The 15,603-nt window shown below is 73.4% G+C and carries 12 protein-coding genes; 7 read left to right on the top strand and 5 right to left on the bottom strand.

The genetic code is table 11. The features are described from left to right. The first annotated feature begins 607 nt into the window (after positions 1-607). Positions 608-1,891, top strand: a complete 1,284-nt coding sequence (gene rlmN, locus MFF56_RS26490) for a dual-specificity RNA methyltransferase RlmN (RefSeq protein ID WP_066921659.1) — start codon at positions 608-610, stop codon at positions 1,889-1,891. 168 nt (positions 1,892-2,059) lie between these two features. Here rlmN and MFF56_RS26485 read toward each other — a convergent pair whose 3' ends face one another. Both MFF56_RS26485 and MFF56_RS26480 read right to left on the bottom strand, forming a co-directional pair. Further along, positions 2,060-3,244 (bottom strand): CaiB/BaiF CoA transferase family protein, encoded by a 1,185-nt coding sequence (locus MFF56_RS26485; protein ID WP_066921661.1) that lies wholly within the window; start codon positions 3,242-3,244, stop codon positions 2,060-2,062. After that, a complete protein-coding gene (locus MFF56_RS26480; RefSeq protein WP_238231744.1) occupies positions 3,241-4,107 on the bottom strand; it encodes an HTD2 family dehydratase in 867 nt (288 codons plus the stop codon). Before MFF56_RS26480 ends, MFF56_RS26485 begins: the two co-directional genes overlap by 4 nt. Positions 4,108-4,241: 134 nt before the next feature. On the opposite strand from MFF56_RS26480, the gene MFF56_RS26475 reads away from it, so the two are divergent. Beyond that, entirely contained in the window at positions 4,242-5,171 is a 930-nt protein-coding gene (locus MFF56_RS26475; RefSeq protein ID WP_066921665.1) for a LysR family transcriptional regulator, read from the top strand. Between the two features lie 280 nt (positions 5,172-5,451). Beyond that, the gene (locus MFF56_RS26470) at positions 5,452-6,735 is read left to right on the top strand and encodes a hemolysin family protein (RefSeq protein ID WP_066921666.1); all 1,284 of its coding nucleotides are present in this window, start codon (positions 5,452-5,454) and stop codon (positions 6,733-6,735) included. 192 nt (positions 6,736-6,927) lie between these two features. Here MFF56_RS26470 and MFF56_RS26465 read toward each other — a convergent pair whose 3' ends face one another. Beyond that, on the bottom strand, positions 6,928-8,391 hold the full coding sequence (locus MFF56_RS26465; protein WP_066921668.1) for a M48 family metalloprotease: 1,464 nt from the start codon (positions 8,389-8,391) through the stop codon (positions 6,928-6,930). 16 nt (positions 8,392-8,407) lie between these two features. Continuing rightward, entirely contained in the window at positions 8,408-9,226 is an 819-nt protein-coding gene (locus MFF56_RS26460) for a pentapeptide repeat-containing protein (protein ID WP_238231755.1), read from the bottom strand. Positions 9,227-9,963: 737 nt separating this feature from the next. On the opposite strand from MFF56_RS26460, the gene MFF56_RS26455 reads away from it, so the two are divergent. The 4 genes from MFF56_RS26455 to MFF56_RS26440 all read left to right on the top strand — a co-directional run bounded on the left by MFF56_RS26455 (position 9,964) and on the right by MFF56_RS26440 (position 14,350). Further along, on the top strand, positions 9,964-10,374 hold the full coding sequence (locus tag MFF56_RS26455; RefSeq protein ID WP_066921670.1) for a helix-turn-helix domain-containing protein: 411 nt from the start codon (positions 9,964-9,966) through the stop codon (positions 10,372-10,374). 174 nt (positions 10,375-10,548) lie between these two features. Then, entirely contained in the window at positions 10,549-11,724 is a 1,176-nt protein-coding gene (metK, locus tag MFF56_RS26450) for a methionine adenosyltransferase (protein ID WP_066921672.1), read from the top strand. A gap of 8 nt (positions 11,725-11,732) precedes the next feature. Beyond that, complete coding sequence (gene trmB / locus MFF56_RS26445) at positions 11,733-12,482, top strand: tRNA (guanine(46)-N(7))-methyltransferase TrmB (protein ID WP_066921674.1); 750 nt, start codon at positions 11,733-11,735, stop codon at positions 12,480-12,482. A 185-nt stretch (positions 12,483-12,667) separates the two neighbouring features. Next, entirely contained in the window at positions 12,668-14,350 is a 1,683-nt protein-coding gene (locus tag MFF56_RS26440) for a sensor histidine kinase (protein ID WP_066921676.1), read from the top strand. Positions 14,351-14,396: 46 nt separating this feature from the next. On the opposite strand, the gene MFF56_RS26435 is transcribed toward MFF56_RS26440, so the two are convergent. Next, a complete protein-coding gene (locus tag MFF56_RS26435) occupies positions 14,397-15,335 on the bottom strand; it encodes a chromosomal replication initiator protein DnaA (RefSeq protein ID WP_066921678.1) in 939 nt (312 codons plus the stop codon). Positions 15,336-15,603 lie beyond the last annotated feature (268 nt).

Genomic DNA, 15,603 nt, shown 5'->3' with positions numbered 1-15,603 from the left:
AATCATCGACAGAAGCACATCAGATCGCCGTTTCCAGCAATCCGGAGCTCCTAAAGAAGCTTTGGAACCAGCGTCTCATCTCACATCCCAGATCCGCACCAGCACAAGGCCAACACAAACCCGAGACCGCAAGGACGACGCCGCCCACGCTTCTCTTTCTCAGATCAACTTGTCAAAGAGCCGGACTGCTCGGCCGATGCCGAACGCCCTTACCCTCAAGGAACGGGACGCGAGAGCTTGTCCGGATCAACCACACCGGCTTGGTTCGCTCGCGATGTTCCAGAGAGTGAGCCGCCTCAGAAGACGGCTCAGCGACCGGGCCGCTGCTGCGGCCGGCGCCGATGAGCGGTGTCTACGCCCGGCCCAGTCCCCCGTCAACACCCCAAACGACAAACCCGCGAAAATTCCGCGACAGCTCCGTGACGCGCCCCCGCACCCGGCCGCGCCGAGAACCGCGCCGAGAACCGTGCCCAGAGCGGCGTGCGGTGAGGCGTGCCCTCGGCCATCCGTAGGACCGCTCCCCCCCCCCCTGTGCGGGCATTCGCGTTTCGCGGCGTGATCGCGTATAGAGTGAACCATATCCCCTTCGAGAGCAGATCATCGAGCCATGGCGACGGCGTCGTTCGACACCGCCCGGCGCGCGGCCAGCGCCGTTTCCCCGATCGAGAAGAGCCCGGACGTCCAGCCCGAGGGCCTGCCCGGGCGACCGGTCTCGCTCGTCGGCCTCACACGGGCCGACCTGAAGGAGAAGCTCCTCGCCATCGGCGTGACCGAGCGCGAGAGCCGCATGCGCGCGGGTCAGATCTGGCATTGGGTCAACTTCCGCGGTGCCACCGATTTCGACGCGATGACCAATGTCGGCAAAGGGCTGAAGGCTGACCTCGCCCGCGCCTACACGCTCGACAGGCCCGAGGTGGTGAGCCAGCAGGTCTCGCGCGACGGCACCCGCAAGTGGCTCGTGCGCATGGCACCGACCGGCAAGCACGACCACAACCGCGGCGCCGAGATCGAGTGCGTCTACATCCCCGGCCCGGACCGCGGCACGCTCTGCGTGTCGAGCCAAGTCGGCTGCACGCTGACCTGCTCGTTCTGTCACACCGGCACGCAGCGCCTCGTGCGCAACCTCTCGGGGCCTGAGATCGTCTCGCAGCTCGTCGTCGCCCGCGACCAGCTCGGCGACTGGCCGGGGCTGATCCCCGGGAAGGACGCCGCCAGCGAGGCCGGCCGGCTGGTGACCAATATCGTGTTCATGGGCATGGGTGAGCCCCTGTACAATCTCGACAACGTGCTCGACGCGCTCGGCGTGATGTCGGACGCGGAGGGCCTCGGGCTCTCGCGTCGGCGCATCACCGTCTCGACCTCGGGCGTGGTGCCGCAGATCGGGCGGCTGGGCGCGGAGGGGAACGCCATGCTGGCAATCTCGCTGCACGCGGTGCGCGACGCGTTGCGCGACGAGCTGGTGCCGCTGAACCGCAAGTACCCGATCGCCGACCTGCTCCGGGCCTGCCGGGACTACCCGGGCCTCAGCAACGCGCGGCGCATCACCTTCGAGTACGTGATGCTGAAGGGGGTGAACGACTCGGACGCGGATGCGCGCGAGCTGGTGCGGCTGCTCAAGGGCATCCCGGCCAAGATCAATCTGATCCCGTTCAATCCCTGGCCGGGCAGCGCCTATGAATGCTCCGACTGGGACCGGATCGAGCGGTTCTCCGAGATCGTGTTCAACGCGGGCTACGCCTCGCCCGTGCGCACGCCGCGGGGCCGGGACATCCTGGCGGCCTGCGGCCAGCTCAAGAGCGAGACCGAGAAGCTGCGGGCTCGCGCCCGCATGCTGATGGAGGACGGCCTCGGCGCCGAGGGCTTCTACGCCGCCCCCGAAGCCAACGACTAGGTCCCGGGATCCCAAAGGGCCTGAGGCCCTTTGGCTGGGCCTGGGGCGCGTAGCCCCAGAATCGGCTCCCCCGGCCCGGCACAGCCGGGTCGGAGGAGCCGAATGCAGGGCTCTGCCCTGCACCCGCGAAAGGCCTCGGGCCTTTCGAAACAGGGACTTGGCGATGCGTCAGATCACACCGTCGGCGCGCAGCGCGTCGATCGTGGCGCCGTCGTAACCGAGCTCCGCCAGGATCGGCGCGCTGTGCTCGCCGAGCGCCGGCACGGGATCGAGGCGCGGCGCGTAGGCCTCCGTCCGGCCGGGCGGCAGCAGCGTCGGCAGGGGGCCGACCGGCGAGCCGACCTCGCCGAAGCGCCCGCGGGCGTGCAGCTGCGGGTGCGCCCAGAGATCCCCCATCGTGTTCACCCCGGCATTCGCGATGCCCGCCGCGTCGAGCCGGGCCATCACCGCCGCGCGGTCGAGCCCGGCGAAGGCCTCCTCGATGATCGCGGCGAGTTCCGTCCGCGCCGCGCTGCGCCGGGCATTCGAGTCGAAGCGCGGGTCCGCGATCAGCTCCGGCCGCTCCAGCACGCGGGCGCAGAACAGCGCCCACTCGCGCTCGTTCTGGAGGCCCAGCATCACGGTGCGCCCATCGCCGGTCGGGAACGGGCCGTAGGGATAGATCGTGGCGTGCGACGCGCCCGCCCGCGGCGGCGGCTCGGCGCCCTCGAAGGCGTAGAGCAGCGGGTAGCCCATCCACTCCGCCATGCACTCGAGCATCGAGATGTCGTAGCGGGCACCGCGTCCCGTGCGGTCGCGCTGGATCAGCCCGGCCATCACGCTCTGCAGGGCGTACATGCCGGCGGCGATGTCGGCGATCGAGTTGCCGGCCTTGGCGGGCGCGTCCGGGCTGCCCGTGACCGACAGGAAGCCGCCCTCGGCCTGGATCAGCAGGTCGTAGGCCTTCTTCTCGCGGTAGGGCCCGTCGTCGCCGTAGCCGGAGATATCGCACACGACGATGCGCGGGTTCTTCTGCGCCAGCACCTCGTACGAGAGGCCGAGCCGGGCGGCGGCGCCGGGCGCGAGATTCTGCACCAGCACGTCGGCCCGCTCCACCAGGCGGTCGAGGATCCCGGCGGCCTGCGGCGCCTTGAGATCGAGGGTCAGGCTCTCCTTCGAGCGGTTGGTCCAGACGAAGTGCGAGGCCATGCCCCGCACCCGCTCGTCGTAGGCGCGGGCGAAATCGCCGGTGCCGGGGCGCTCGATCTTGATCACCCGGGCGCCGAGGTCGGCAAGCTGCCGGGTGCAGAACGGGGCGGCGATGGCGTGCTCCAGCGAGAGCACGGTGATGCCGTCGAGGGGACGCGGGTTCATGAGAATGTCGCCTGCATGCCGACGCGGCCGTCCGAGGTGAGCGTCCAGGCCTCCCCGCTTCGCGCGCGCCCTGTCTCCCCCGTCAGCCGGGCCGAGACGGTCAGCGGCGCGCCGTCCATGACGGGGCTGAGACCGCGGAAGCGGAACGTCTCGGGCGTGCGGCCGGCGAGCCGCGCCGCGAGGTGGAGCAACCACGTCGCCTGGAGCGGCCCGTGCACCACGAGGCCCGGATAGCCCTCGACCTCGCGCGCGTAGGTGCGGTCGTAGTGGATCCGGTGGCCGTTGAAGGTGAGCGCCGAGTAGCGGAACAGCTGGGTCGGGCCGGGCTCGACGGTCTCCGAGAGGTCGGCCTGCGGCACGCCTCCCGCGGCCTCGGGCGGCTGGCCGGTGCGGCCCGGCGTCATCTCCCGGTAGACGATGTCGTGGCACTCGGAGACGGCGGGCCCGCGCGCCGTCTCGAAATCGTGGTGGACCGCGACGAAGCAGAGCGGGCCGGTGCGCCCGTGCTTCACCTGAACGTCGCCGATGCGGGAGGTGCGCCGGACCCGGTCGCCGACCCGGAGGGGATCGCGGTGGACGATCTCGCCGCCCGCCCACATCCGGCGCGGCAGCGGCACCGGCGGCAGGAATCCGCCGCGGGCCGGGTGGCCGTCGGGGCCGAGCTCGCGCATCGGCCGGATCGGCGGCGAGAGGCACCAGTGGATCGCGAGCGGCGCGACCTCGCCGGGCTCCGGATCGCCCGGGTCCTGTTCGAGCGTCGCGCGGAAGGCGCGGACCGTCTGCCCGGAGAGCTGGTCCTCGGCGGTCTCGGTGCGGCCGATCCACGTGCGCAGGTGGTCGAGGTCGAGGGGGCTGGCGTCCATCGGGCTCATTCTGGCGGGGCTCGCGAGGCCGCGACCTTGTCACACCGGGCGGGCCGCGCCCAAGACGGCTTTCTTCTCGCACCCATAAGGCGGTGCTATGCGGCCGATCCGGCCGCCGATGGACGATACGCGCCATGGACCTGCGCCAGCTCCGGTACTTCGTCGCCATCGTCGAGCAGGGCTCGTTCTCGCGGGCGGCCGAGGTGCTGCGGGTGGCCCAGCCGGCACTGAGCCAGCACATGCGCCACATGGAGGCGGAGCTCGGGCTGCCGCTGCTGCACCGGGGGCCGCGGGGTGCGGTGCCCACGGAGGCTGGGGCGCGGCTCCTCGGCCATGCCCGCACCATCCTCGACCGCTTCGCCGAGATCCCCGACAGCGTGCGCGGGGCGGACCGCCCGGTGACGGGGGACGTGCGTATCGGGCTGCCCGGCACGGTGAGCGAGATCCTGTCGGTACCGCTGATCGAGCGGGTGCGCGCCGAGCATCCGGGCATCCGGCTGCGCGTCGCGGAAGCGATGAGCGGCTACATCCTCGACTGGCTCAACCGGGACGCCGTCGATCTCGCGGTGCTGTACAATCCGGCCGCGCCGAAGGGGCTCGTCCTGCGCCACGCGCTCACCGAGGAGCTGTGCCTGTTCGGGCGGCCCCCGGGCGGGGCGGCCTTGCCGGAGGGGCCGGTGTCGCTGGCGCGGGCGGCGGCCCTGCCCCTGATCCTGCCGGCCCTCTCGCACGGCCTGCGCGACCTGATCGAGGAGGTCGCCGAGACGGAGGGCGTCCCGGTGACGCCCGGCATCGAGATCGATTCCTACGCGCGCATCAAGGAACTCGCCGCGCGGGGCCACGGCTTCGGCATCCTGCCGCGGGCGGCGGTCGCCGCCGAGGTGGCCGCGGGCGCCTTCCAGTCCTGGCCGATCGGCAGCCCGCCCCTGCGGCGGCGGATCTACCTCGCCCACGCCGCCGACCGGCCGCTCTCGGCGGCGGCCTCCGCCGTCTCGGGCCTCGCCTGGGACCTGCTCGGCGAGCTGGTGCGCTCGGGCGCCTGGCCGGCCGATCTGGCGCGGTAGAAACCGATGATTCGCGTCCGGCCGGCCCGCGCCCTTTTCCCGGACGCCCGGAGCGCTTGCGGAAGGTGATCCGGAAAATGGCAGCGTTCTGTCCGTCGGGGTCGGCGCGTCGTTGGAGACCGACATCGGACGGTGCACTCCCAAGCCGCCGGAATCGCGGGCGCGGCCCGAGCGCGGCCGTTGACCGGTGCGACGGGGCCCGCCATCTAGGGTCGGCCCGTCATCCGCGAGAGGAAGCCCGGCCCGCCCACCGGCGGGTCCCGGGCTCTACGTCAGCCGCTTGCTCGAGCTTGCCATCGCCGTCGCCCTCATCGCGCTGAACGGCGTCTTCGCGCTCTCGGAGCTCGCGGTGGTCTCGGCCCGCAAGAGTCGCCTGCGCGCGATGGCCGAGGACCGCCGCGCGGGCGCCGCCGCCGCGCTGGCCCTGGCCGAGGAGCCGGGGCGCTTCCTCTCCACGGTGCAGATCGGCATCACCCTCATCGGCATCCTGTCGGGCGTGGTCTCGGGCGCGGCGCTCGGCGACCGGCTGGCCGACATCCTGATCGATGCGGGTCTCACCCGCTCGCTCGCCGACACGCTCGGCTACGGCCTCGTCATCGCGGTGATCACCTACCTGTCGGTGATCGTGGGCGAGCTGGTCCCGAAGCACCTCGCCCTGCGCGACCCCGAGGGCATCGCCTGCCTGGTCGCACCGGGGATGCGGCTGGTCTCGCGGGCGGCCAAGCCCGCGGTCTGGCTCCTCGACGCCTCGACCCGGGCGGTGTTCCGGCTGATCGGCCAGGAGACCGAGAGCGCGAGCGCGGTGACCCAGGAGGAGATCCGCGCCCTCGTGGCCGAGGCCGAGACGGCGGGCGTGATCGAGACCGGCGAGCGCCGCATGATCGCGGGCGTGCTGCGCCTCGGCGACCGGGCGGTGCGCGGGGTGATGACGCCGCGCACGGAGGTGCGCTGGATCGACCTCGGCCGCGACGCCGCGGAGATCCGCGCCCTGCTGCTCGACAGTCCCCACTCGGTGCTGCCGGTCATCGACGGCAACCCGGACGACGTGATCGGCGTGCTGCAGGTGCGCACGCTGATCGGCCCGCTCAGCTCCGGGGCGCCGCTCGACCTGCGCAGCCACGTCCGCGCCGCGCCCGTCGTGCCGGACACGATCGACGCCCTCGAGGCCCTGGAGCGGCTGCAGGCGGCGCCCGTGCCGATGGCCCTGGTGCACGACGAGTACGGCCATTTCGACGGGGTGGTGACGCCCGCCGACATCCTCGACGCGATCGCGGGCGCGTTCCACTCGGAGGCCGCCGAACCGGAGGCGGTGCAGCGCGCCGACGGTTCCTGGCTCATCGCCGGCTGGATGCCGGCGGACGAGATGGCCGACCAGCTCGGGATCCGCCTGGAGGCATCCCGCGCCTACGAGACCGCGGCGGGCCTCGTCATCCATGCCCTGCAGCGCATCCCGGAAACCGGCGAGACCTGCGAGATCGCGGGCTGGCGCTTCGAGGTGGTCGATCTCGACGGACGCCGCGTGGACAAGATCCTGGCCACGCGGCTGGCCGAGGAGCCGGTCTGATCGACGGCGCCGGAGTGTCGGACGCGGGCGCGTGATACGGTTGAAGCGTCTGGTCGTTCGGATCCCTCCGGGATGACGCGCGGGTCCCCTCGCGGCCCGGGCGTCTCCGGGCAGCCCGCGGCCCTCCTCGGGTTCGGCGAGCGGTCGTCGCGGCGGCGGATCGGCCCGGGTCCCCGAGGCGGGACGGGCGCGTTACTCCGTCACGATCTTGTAGCCCTGGCCCGGCCGCAGGGCGGCGTTGCGCTCCAGGCCGTTGAGGACGAGGAAGCGGTCGAGCGCCCGGTCGGGCACCGCCATGCGGCGGGCGAGGTCCTCCGGATTCGTGGAGGATGCCTGCACCACCTGGAGCCGCAGGGGGCGCAGGGCCTGCGTCTCCGCGGACGAGACCGCGGCGAGGCTCGCGATCCAGCGCCGGAAGGCCGGATCGGGGTCGGTCGCGCCCTTGGCGGCCATGATCATGCGGTAGGTTGCCTCGCCCACGCGCAGCGCCGCGAGCCGGAAGGTCCAGTCCTTGCCGCGCGACAGTGCGGTCGCCGCCGGATAGGGGCCGACCTCGCGCAGCTCGACCGAGCCCGGCTCGATCGCGTCGTTCCAGGTCGCCTTCAGCACCGCGTCGAGGCCCTGGCCGGATTCGGCATCGACCTGATCGAACAGCAGGCGGCGGCTGCCCTCCGGCGTGGTGCCGAGCACGGCGTTGCGGGTGTTCTCGATCGCGAAGCCGTCCGGCACCTCGAAGGCGATGCCGAGGCTCGGATGGATGAAGCGGCGCCCGCGCACCGCGCCCTCGCCGGGATTGTCGCCGTAGGCGAGCCCGTCGATCGCCGCGAGGTAGCGCGCGCGGTCGTCCACACCGATCCCGGGCGCGCCGCTGCGGCGGGCGGCGCGCGTCACCAGGGTGATGCGCTCGGCGGTGCCCGGATGGGTCGCCAGCATGTCGGGCTCGCCGGGCGCCCCGGTGCCGGTCTTGAGTGCCAGCGTGCGGTTGAGGCTCGTGAGGAAGCGGCCCGCGCCGTAGGGGTCGTAGCCGGCCCGCGCCAGCGTGCGCACGCCGACCCCGTCCGCCTCCAGCTCCTGCTCGCGGGAGAAGCGGGCGAGCGCGAAGCGGGACTGGTTCTGCAGCTGCGCGCCGGTGGTCGGATCGTTCAGCACGTCCGCCACCACGCGGCTGACGAGCTGCGAGCGCAGCTCCAGCTCCGTGCGGGCCGTGGCGTGGGCCAGCGTGACGTGGGCGATCTCGTGGGCCAGCACCGCGGCGATCTCCGAGGTGTCGGAGGCGAGCGCCACGAGCCCGCGGGTGACGTAGAGCCGGCCGCTCGGCAGCGCGAAGGCGTTGACCACGGAGGAATCGAGCAGCGTCACCGCGTAGGTCTGGTCCGGCCGCTCGCTCGCGCGGACCAGCCGGTCGGTGACCTCGCTGACGAGCTGGAGCGTCGCGGGCGCCCGGTACTCGCCCCCGAAGGAGGCCACGAGCTTGAGGTGATCCGAATCGCCCGGCCGCTGCCGGCCGGTGGTGCGCGGCGCCTCGGCCGGCACCGTGACGGCGGCGGGCGCCAGGAGGGCGCCGGTCTGCTCGGCGGCGCAGCCGGCAAGCCCGAGCACGGCCAAGAGCACGGCCAAGAGCACGGGCACGGGCACGGGCACCAGCGCGCAGGCCATCGCCCGCACGCGTCCCTCACCGCTCCCGCCCTGTCCCGCGCCCCTCTGCATGCCCCGATTCGGCGCCGCGGCGCCCGTCCTCCGTCCCCGCCTCGTCGAGCGGCTCGACCAGTTCCGGCACCGCGACCTCGATCACCGGACCGCGCCGGATCTCGACCACGCCCCGCACCCGGACACGTCTGCCGGTGAGCCCCGCCCCAGTCAAACCATGTTCGAGCACCCGGCGCCAAGTGCGTTTCGACACTGTGACCGTGAGCCCGTCCTCGCCCCGGCGCACGAAGTCGAGGTAGGTGCGGGCGGCCCGCTCGCCGACGTGGCGCACCCGTCCCTCGACCACGACGAAGCGCCCCGCCAGCGCGCGCAGGGCCGGCCCGTCCCGCGCCTCGGGGAGCGGCGCCCGCCACAGGCCGAGCCCGCGCGCCCGCGCCCCGGCCTCGGCCCGCAGCAGCGCCGGGCGGCAGAGCGCGTCGGCCTCGCCCGGATCGACGGCGGCCAGCCCCGCGGCGGCGAGCCCGCCCGCGAGGTCGGCCTCCCCGTCCTCGGGGACGAGGTCGGCGCGCCGGCGCCCCCAGCGGTCGGGCGCGCCGCGGGGCACGACGGTGAGATCCCCCGCGCGCCGCGCCTCCAGCCACGCCCGGGCGGCGCGGTCGGCCTCGGGCTCGTCCGGCCAGCGCAGCGAATCGAGGAGCACGCGGGCACCGGAGGCGAGGCGGATCTCGCCGCGGGGGCCGACCTCCGCGAGCCGGTCGGCCCGGGCCGCCCCGGCCCCGCATTCGGCCGCCCCCTGCGCGGCGACCGGGCCCTGCGCGGCGGCCGGGCCCCAGCCGAACGCCATCAGCGCGACCGCGAGCGGGGCAAGTCCGTCCCGGACCCACCGGGCGACCGGTCCCACCCGCAGGCGTGATGTTCCAAGCGCCCGGCCGACCGCCCATGGCGGCGCCCGCTCCCCCGGCGTCATCCCGGGACCGCGGGGTGGAACCCGGAACGAGGCCGGTGAGAACCACATCGCGACAGGCATTCCCCCGATCCACCGGTCCGGCCACGGTTGGCCCCGGGAGCGGAGGATGCTATGAGGGCGGCGGTGTGTCTCCGTAGCTCAGCTGGACAGAGCACAGGTTTCCTAAACGCAAATTGGGCGCCGCGCCGGGAAACCGCGCGGCGGATCCGCTCAAAGTCGGGGAAAGCTCACGGCGCTCGTCGCGCCCTGCCGATCCCGAGCCAAGCCGGATGCCCCGTCAGGGGCCCGGAAGGTGTAGAGACTAGACGGGCGGCACCTAACGGCCGGATCTCCGGGTCCGCGCCCAAGGTGAAGGGATAGTCCAGACCACGAACGCCGCGGGAGAGCCGGGGCGGCGGCGAAAGCCGAAGTGGGATGAAACCTGGGGTCGCAGGTTCGAGCCCTGCCGGGGACACCACCCCCTCATTATGGTATAATTTGTCCGGTGCTGCACGCTCCGGCGCAACAATGTAACGGTTCGCGCCGTGACAAAACGTGCGCCAGCGCCTAAGCTTGACCGTATCCAAGCCCGGACGGCCGAGCCTCCGCTGTCCGGGCCGCAATGCGAGAGCGTGATGGCAGGCCAGAAGACCGATCAGCGCGACGTCTATGTCGGACAGCGCATCGCCGAGCAACGGCGCAAGGCCTCCCTGACGCAGAGGCGCGTGGCCGAAAGCTTCGGCATGTCGGCCGCCCAGCTGCAGAAGTACGAGAAGGGCACGAACCGGATCAGCGCGATCCATCTCGACATCTTCTCGCGCATGACCGGCGTCCCGCTGGAGTACTTCTTCCAGGGCGCCCCCCGGCTCGACGACCTGCAGCAGGGCGGCTTCGGCGAGGGGCGGCAGCAGCCCTACCAGGCCGAGGGCGACCTGCAGAACCTCGCCGAGGCCATGGCCCGGCGCGTGGGCGAGCACCTGCCCGAAGCGGTCCGGAAGGACCTCGCCGCGGCCGCGCAGGCCTTCGGGCGGAAGCTCGGCGGCTGATTCGCCGTGGCGGGCGGCCGGGGCTGATGTTCCGGTCGCTTCGTCCGGAATAACGGATGCGTTCGCCATTTCGGCTTGACCCTCGGCGGTGACGGGTGCGAGAAACCGCACCGTCAATCCGGGCCCGTCGCCTCCGCCGCGAGGATGCGCCCGTCTCACACGGGATGCACCGCGATGCCGCGCTCAGACTATCTGTTCACCAGCGAGTCCGTTTCCGAGGGTCATCCGGACAAGGTCTGCGATCGGATCTCCGACACGGTCGTGGACGCCTACCTCTCGGCGATGCCGGAGGCCCGCCTCGGCGTCGAGACGCTGGCCACCACCAACCGCATCGTCATCGCGGGCGAGGTGCGCGGCCCCGATTCGGTGACGTTCAAGGATCTGGAAGCGCTGACCCGCGAGGCCGTGCGCGACATCGGCTACGAGCAGTCGGGCTTCCACTGGAAGAACAACGACGTCGCCATCCACCTGCACGCGCAGTCCGCCGACATCGCGCAGGGCGTGGACGCGGCCGGCAACAAGGACGAGGGCGCGGGCGACCAGGGCATCATGTTCGGCTACGCCGCCGATGAGACCCCGGAGCTGATGCCGGCCCCGATCTTCTACGCCCACAAGATCCTCAAGGACCTCGCCGACGCCCGCAAGGCGAAGGATGGCGACGCGGCCAAGCTCGGCCCCGACGCCAAGAGCCAGGTCACGGTGCGCTACGCGAACGGCCGACCGGTCGAGGTGACGCAGATCGTGCTCTCGACCCAGCACCTCGACGAGTCGCTCGATTCGGCCGACGTGCGCGCCATCGTGGAGCCCTACATCCTGCGCGCCCTGCCGGAGGGCTGGGTCAACGAGGGCACCGTCTGGCACGTCAACCCGACCGGCAAGTTCGTGATCGGCGGTCCCGACGGCGACGCGGGCCTCACCGGTCGCAAGATCATCGTGGACACCTACGGCGGCGCGGCGCCCCACGGCGGCGGCGCCTTCTCGGGCAAGGACCCGACCAAGGTCGACCGCTCGGCGGCCTACGCGGCCCGGTATCTGGCCAAGAACGTGGTCGCGGCCGGCCTCGCGCGGCGCGCCACGATCCAGCTCGCCTACGCGATCGGCGTGTCGAAGCCGCTCTCGATTTACGTCGACCTGCACGGCACCGGCACCGTGGACGAGGCCCGGCTCGAGGCGGTCCTGATGGACGCCCTCGACCTCTCGCCCCGCGGCATCCGCACGGCGCTCCAGCTCAACAAGCCGATCTACGCCCGCACCTCCGCCTACGGCCATTTCGGCCGGGCGCCGGAGGCGGACGGCGGCTTCTCCTGGGAGCGCACCGACCTCGCGCCCAAGCTGAAGTCGGCCTTCTGAGCCCTCCGATGAGCGGGAGGGATCTCACCCCTCCCGCGCCGGAGGGTGTTCACGACGCGGACGGTGCGCCCGAGCGCGCCTTCTTCGGCCGTCGCAAGGGCAAGCGCCTGCGCGACGCGCAGGAGCGGCGCCTCGCCGGGCTGCTGCCCGCGCTCCGGGTCACGGTGCCGGAAGCCGGCACCCTCGATCCCGCGACGCTCTTTCCCGCGGTCCCGTCCTTGCGCGAGGTCTGGCTGGAGATCGGCTTCGGCGGGGGCGAGCACCTCGCCGCCCAGGCGGCCGCGCACCCGGACATCGGCATCATCGGGGCCGAGCCCTTCGTCAACGGCGTGGTCAAGCTCCTGCGGGCGATCGACGAGCAGGGCTTGCGCAACGTGCGCATCCGCGACGAGGACGTCACCGCGCTGCTCGCCCGGCTGCCCGATGCCTGCCTCGCCCGCGTCTACCTGCTCTATCCCGATCCCTGGCCGAAGCGCCGCCAGCGCAAGCGCCGCTTCGTCTCGGAGGCCTCGCTCGCCGAGATCGCGCGCGTCCTCAAGGACGGCGGCGTGTTCCGCTTCGCCAGCGACATCGACGACTATGCCGGCTGGACGCTGGCGCGCGCCGCCCGCTGCCCGGACCTCGCCTGGACGGCGGAACGGGCCGACGACTGGCGGCAGCCCTTCCCCGGCTGGCCCGGCACCCGCTACGAGGCCAAGGCGATCGCGGCCGGGCGCCGGCCGACCTACCTGGAATTCGCCCGCCGCCCGCGCGATTGAGGCGCGCGGGCCTTCCGCGCGCGTTGCTACCATCCGCCCTACAAGCGCGGCCTTGCCGCAGCGGCGCGCTCCGGCCATGGTGCGCGACCGGGACGGGGGCGTCACCGGGGCCGCGAGCAGCCCCGGGCGTTCGAGGATGCGGTTTGGGCGAGGCCACTGACCACGATCCGGCGGGAGCCGGGGAGATGTTCCGCGTGGCCTTCGTGCAGGCGGAGATCGGCCTCGCCGTGCTGGATGATGGCGGAACCCGGCTCCGCGAGGCGAACCCCGCCCTCTGCGCGCTGCTCGGCTATCCGGCGGGCGCGCTGAAGGGCCACCCCTTCGCGGACCTTCTCGCCCCGGGCGAGGAGCCGGGCGAGGGCATCCGTTCCTGGCGCCGGGCGGACGGCGCGGCCCTCGACGTCCGGGTGCGCCGGAACGGGCCGGTCCTCACCGTCGAGGCGGTCGATCCCGACGCGGCGGCCCATTCCGAGGAGAACCGCGAGGCGCTCGCCGCCGCGGGCCTCGGCGAGTGGCGCTGGGAGCGGGCGAGCGGCCGGGTGATCCTGTCGCGGCGCGCGGGCCAGATCCTCGGCCACCCCGCCGGCACGGCACCGACCTGGGCGACGCTGCGGCAGGCCCTGCCCGAGGCGGCGCTGGAGCGGCTCGTCGCGGCGGTGCGCACGAGCCTGGCGGAGGGCGTGCCCTACACGTTCGAGGGAGCGCTGCGCCGGCTCGACGACGGGCGGACGGTGGTCGTGGCCAGCCGCGGCCAGCCCGTCCGCGGCCCGGACGGCACGGTGACGGGCCTCGCGGGCGTCGTGCAGGACATCACCACCCGGGTCCAGGCCCGGGACGAGCTCGTGGCCCGCGACCACCGCCTGCGCGCCGCGACCTCGATCGCCCGGCTCGGCATCTTCGAGTGGCACATGCTCGAAGACCAGGCGATCTGGGAGAACGAGCGGATGTTCGAGATCTTCGGGCGCGTTCCCCAGGACGGCACCATCGGCAAGTCGGAGTTCCTCGACGACATCCTCCACCCGGACGACCGCGACCGGGTGCGCAGCGCGATCTCGCGGGCGCTGCGCGAGGACGACATCCTGCACGTCACGGGGCGCGTCCGGCGCAAGAGCGACGGGGCGTGGCGCACCATCGACATGGCCGGCCGCTTCGAGCGCGACGCGCCGAACCGCCTGCCGCGCCGCCTGATCGGCGTGGTCGCCGACGTCACCGACCGGCGCACCGCCGAGGAGCGCCAGACGCTCCTGATCCGCGAGCTGCACCATCGGGTGAAGAACACGCTCGCCACCGTGCAGGCGATCGTCGGCTCGACGGCGCGCACCGCCTCCGGGATCGAGAGCTTCTACGAGGCCTTCGTCGGGCGCATCAAATCGCTCGCCCACACCCACACGGTCCTCACCGAAGACACGTGGCAGACCGCCAACCTGCGCGACCTCCTGGCCAACGAGTTGAAGCCCTACGCCGAGTCCGCGGCGGCGGACGCGGCCGACGGGCGCGTCGTCCTCGACGGCCCCGACCTCGACCTGCCCTCCGAGATGGCGGTGCCGGTCGGCATGGCGATCCACGAACTGACCACCAACGCCGCGAAGTACGGCGCGCTCTCGAACCGCCGCGGCCGGGTCGCGGTGACGTGGTCGCTAGAGCCGGGCGAGGCGGCCAGCATCCTGCATTTCCGCTGGCGCGAGAGCGGCGGCCCGCCCGTGCAGCCGCCGCGCCGCCAGGGCTTCGGCTCGCGCCTGCTCCAGCGGGTGCTGACCGCCCAGGTCCAGGCCGAGGTCGAGACCGACTACGCCCCGGAGGGCTTCACGCTCACCATGCGCGCGCCGCTGCCGGCCCGCGACCGGACGCTGAACCCGCTGGCGGGGTGAGCCCCAAGGATCGCGCCGTTGCCGAGGGGCGCCGTCCGCGCCCTCGTCAGGCCGCGCCGCGGGTGCTGCGCTCGCCGCCCGCGTCCACGAAGGCCTTGAGTTCGTCGAGCGACGCGAAGGTGAAGCGGCCCTGCGGGGTCTCGGCCTCGATCGAGCCGTCGGCGAACATGACGTAGGTGTTGCCGCCGGAGGCGTACTTTCCCACCACCTCCCGGCTCGCCCGGGGGGCTTCCGGCTCCGGCGCGGGCGGCCCGGCGGGCTCCTCGGCCGGCACCTCCGCCGCGTCGAGGCTCGGACGCAGCTCAGGCTTCTCCGCCTCCGCGGCGTCGCGAGCGACGAACAGGTCGCCGTCCTGGCCGACCCCGTCGTCCGGCTCCACCGGCCGCGCCGGCGCCTCGACGGCGGCGGGCTCCGGGTCGCGGGCGGCCGGCGGGGCCTCTTCGTCGATCTGCGGGGGCGCCTGGAGGTTTCGCGGCAAATCCTGATCGGCGAGCGGCTGGTCCTGATCGGCCTGCGGATGATCGTTCGACGTCTGCGGCGGCTTGGGCTCCAGGCCCGGCATCGGCAGTTCGGGCTCGCGCGCCGGCTCGGGCGCCGCGGGCTCGAACAGGCTGTCCTCGAAGGTGGGCTCCGCCTGCCGGCGCCCGCCGGCCGCGAGCGCGGCGCCGCCGAGCCCCGCCGCGCCGCCGAGGGCGGCCGGCAGCACCGGGCGCGGCGCGGCGGCCTCCGCCCGCGGCATCTCCGGGAAGGGCGGCAGCGCGGTCGGCACCGGGACGGCGCGCTCCCCGAGGCCGCGCTCGACCCGCCGCAGATACACCGCCACCACGCCGAGGCCGCCCAGCACCGCGCCCGCCGAGGCCGCGACGGAGCCGGCGATCACCATGGCCAGCCCGCTCTCCAGGCGCACGAACGGGAACCCCTGGACGACGGCGGCGCTGCCGCCGATCACCATGGCTGCGGCGAGCGCGAACAGCGCAACGATCATGATACTCTCTGGAACAGGCCGGCCCTTGCCCGGATCCGGGCGCGGCGCACAGTAAGGCCCTGGACCGGTTTTGCAAAACCGAACGCCCGGCCCCGGCGCGCGCCGTGCGGGGAAAAGCCGCGGCGCGGCGTTGCCGAGCCCGGCACCGCGACTTACCTACCGGGCCGTCGATGCTCGGCCGGCCGGGCGCGGCCCGGGAACGGGGGTCCCGACGGGATTCCCGAGGCCCCGGAGCCGGCGCCGAGCCGCCAGGATCGGGCGCGGGCCG

The organism is Methylobacterium hispanicum (assembly GCF_022179285.1).
In the GTDB taxonomy this organism is placed as follows: domain Bacteria; phylum Pseudomonadota; class Alphaproteobacteria; order Rhizobiales; family Beijerinckiaceae; genus Methylobacterium; species Methylobacterium hispanicum.
The sequence above is the reverse complement of the archived record's forward strand: the minus strand, read 5'-3'. Positions and strand labels throughout refer to the sequence as shown.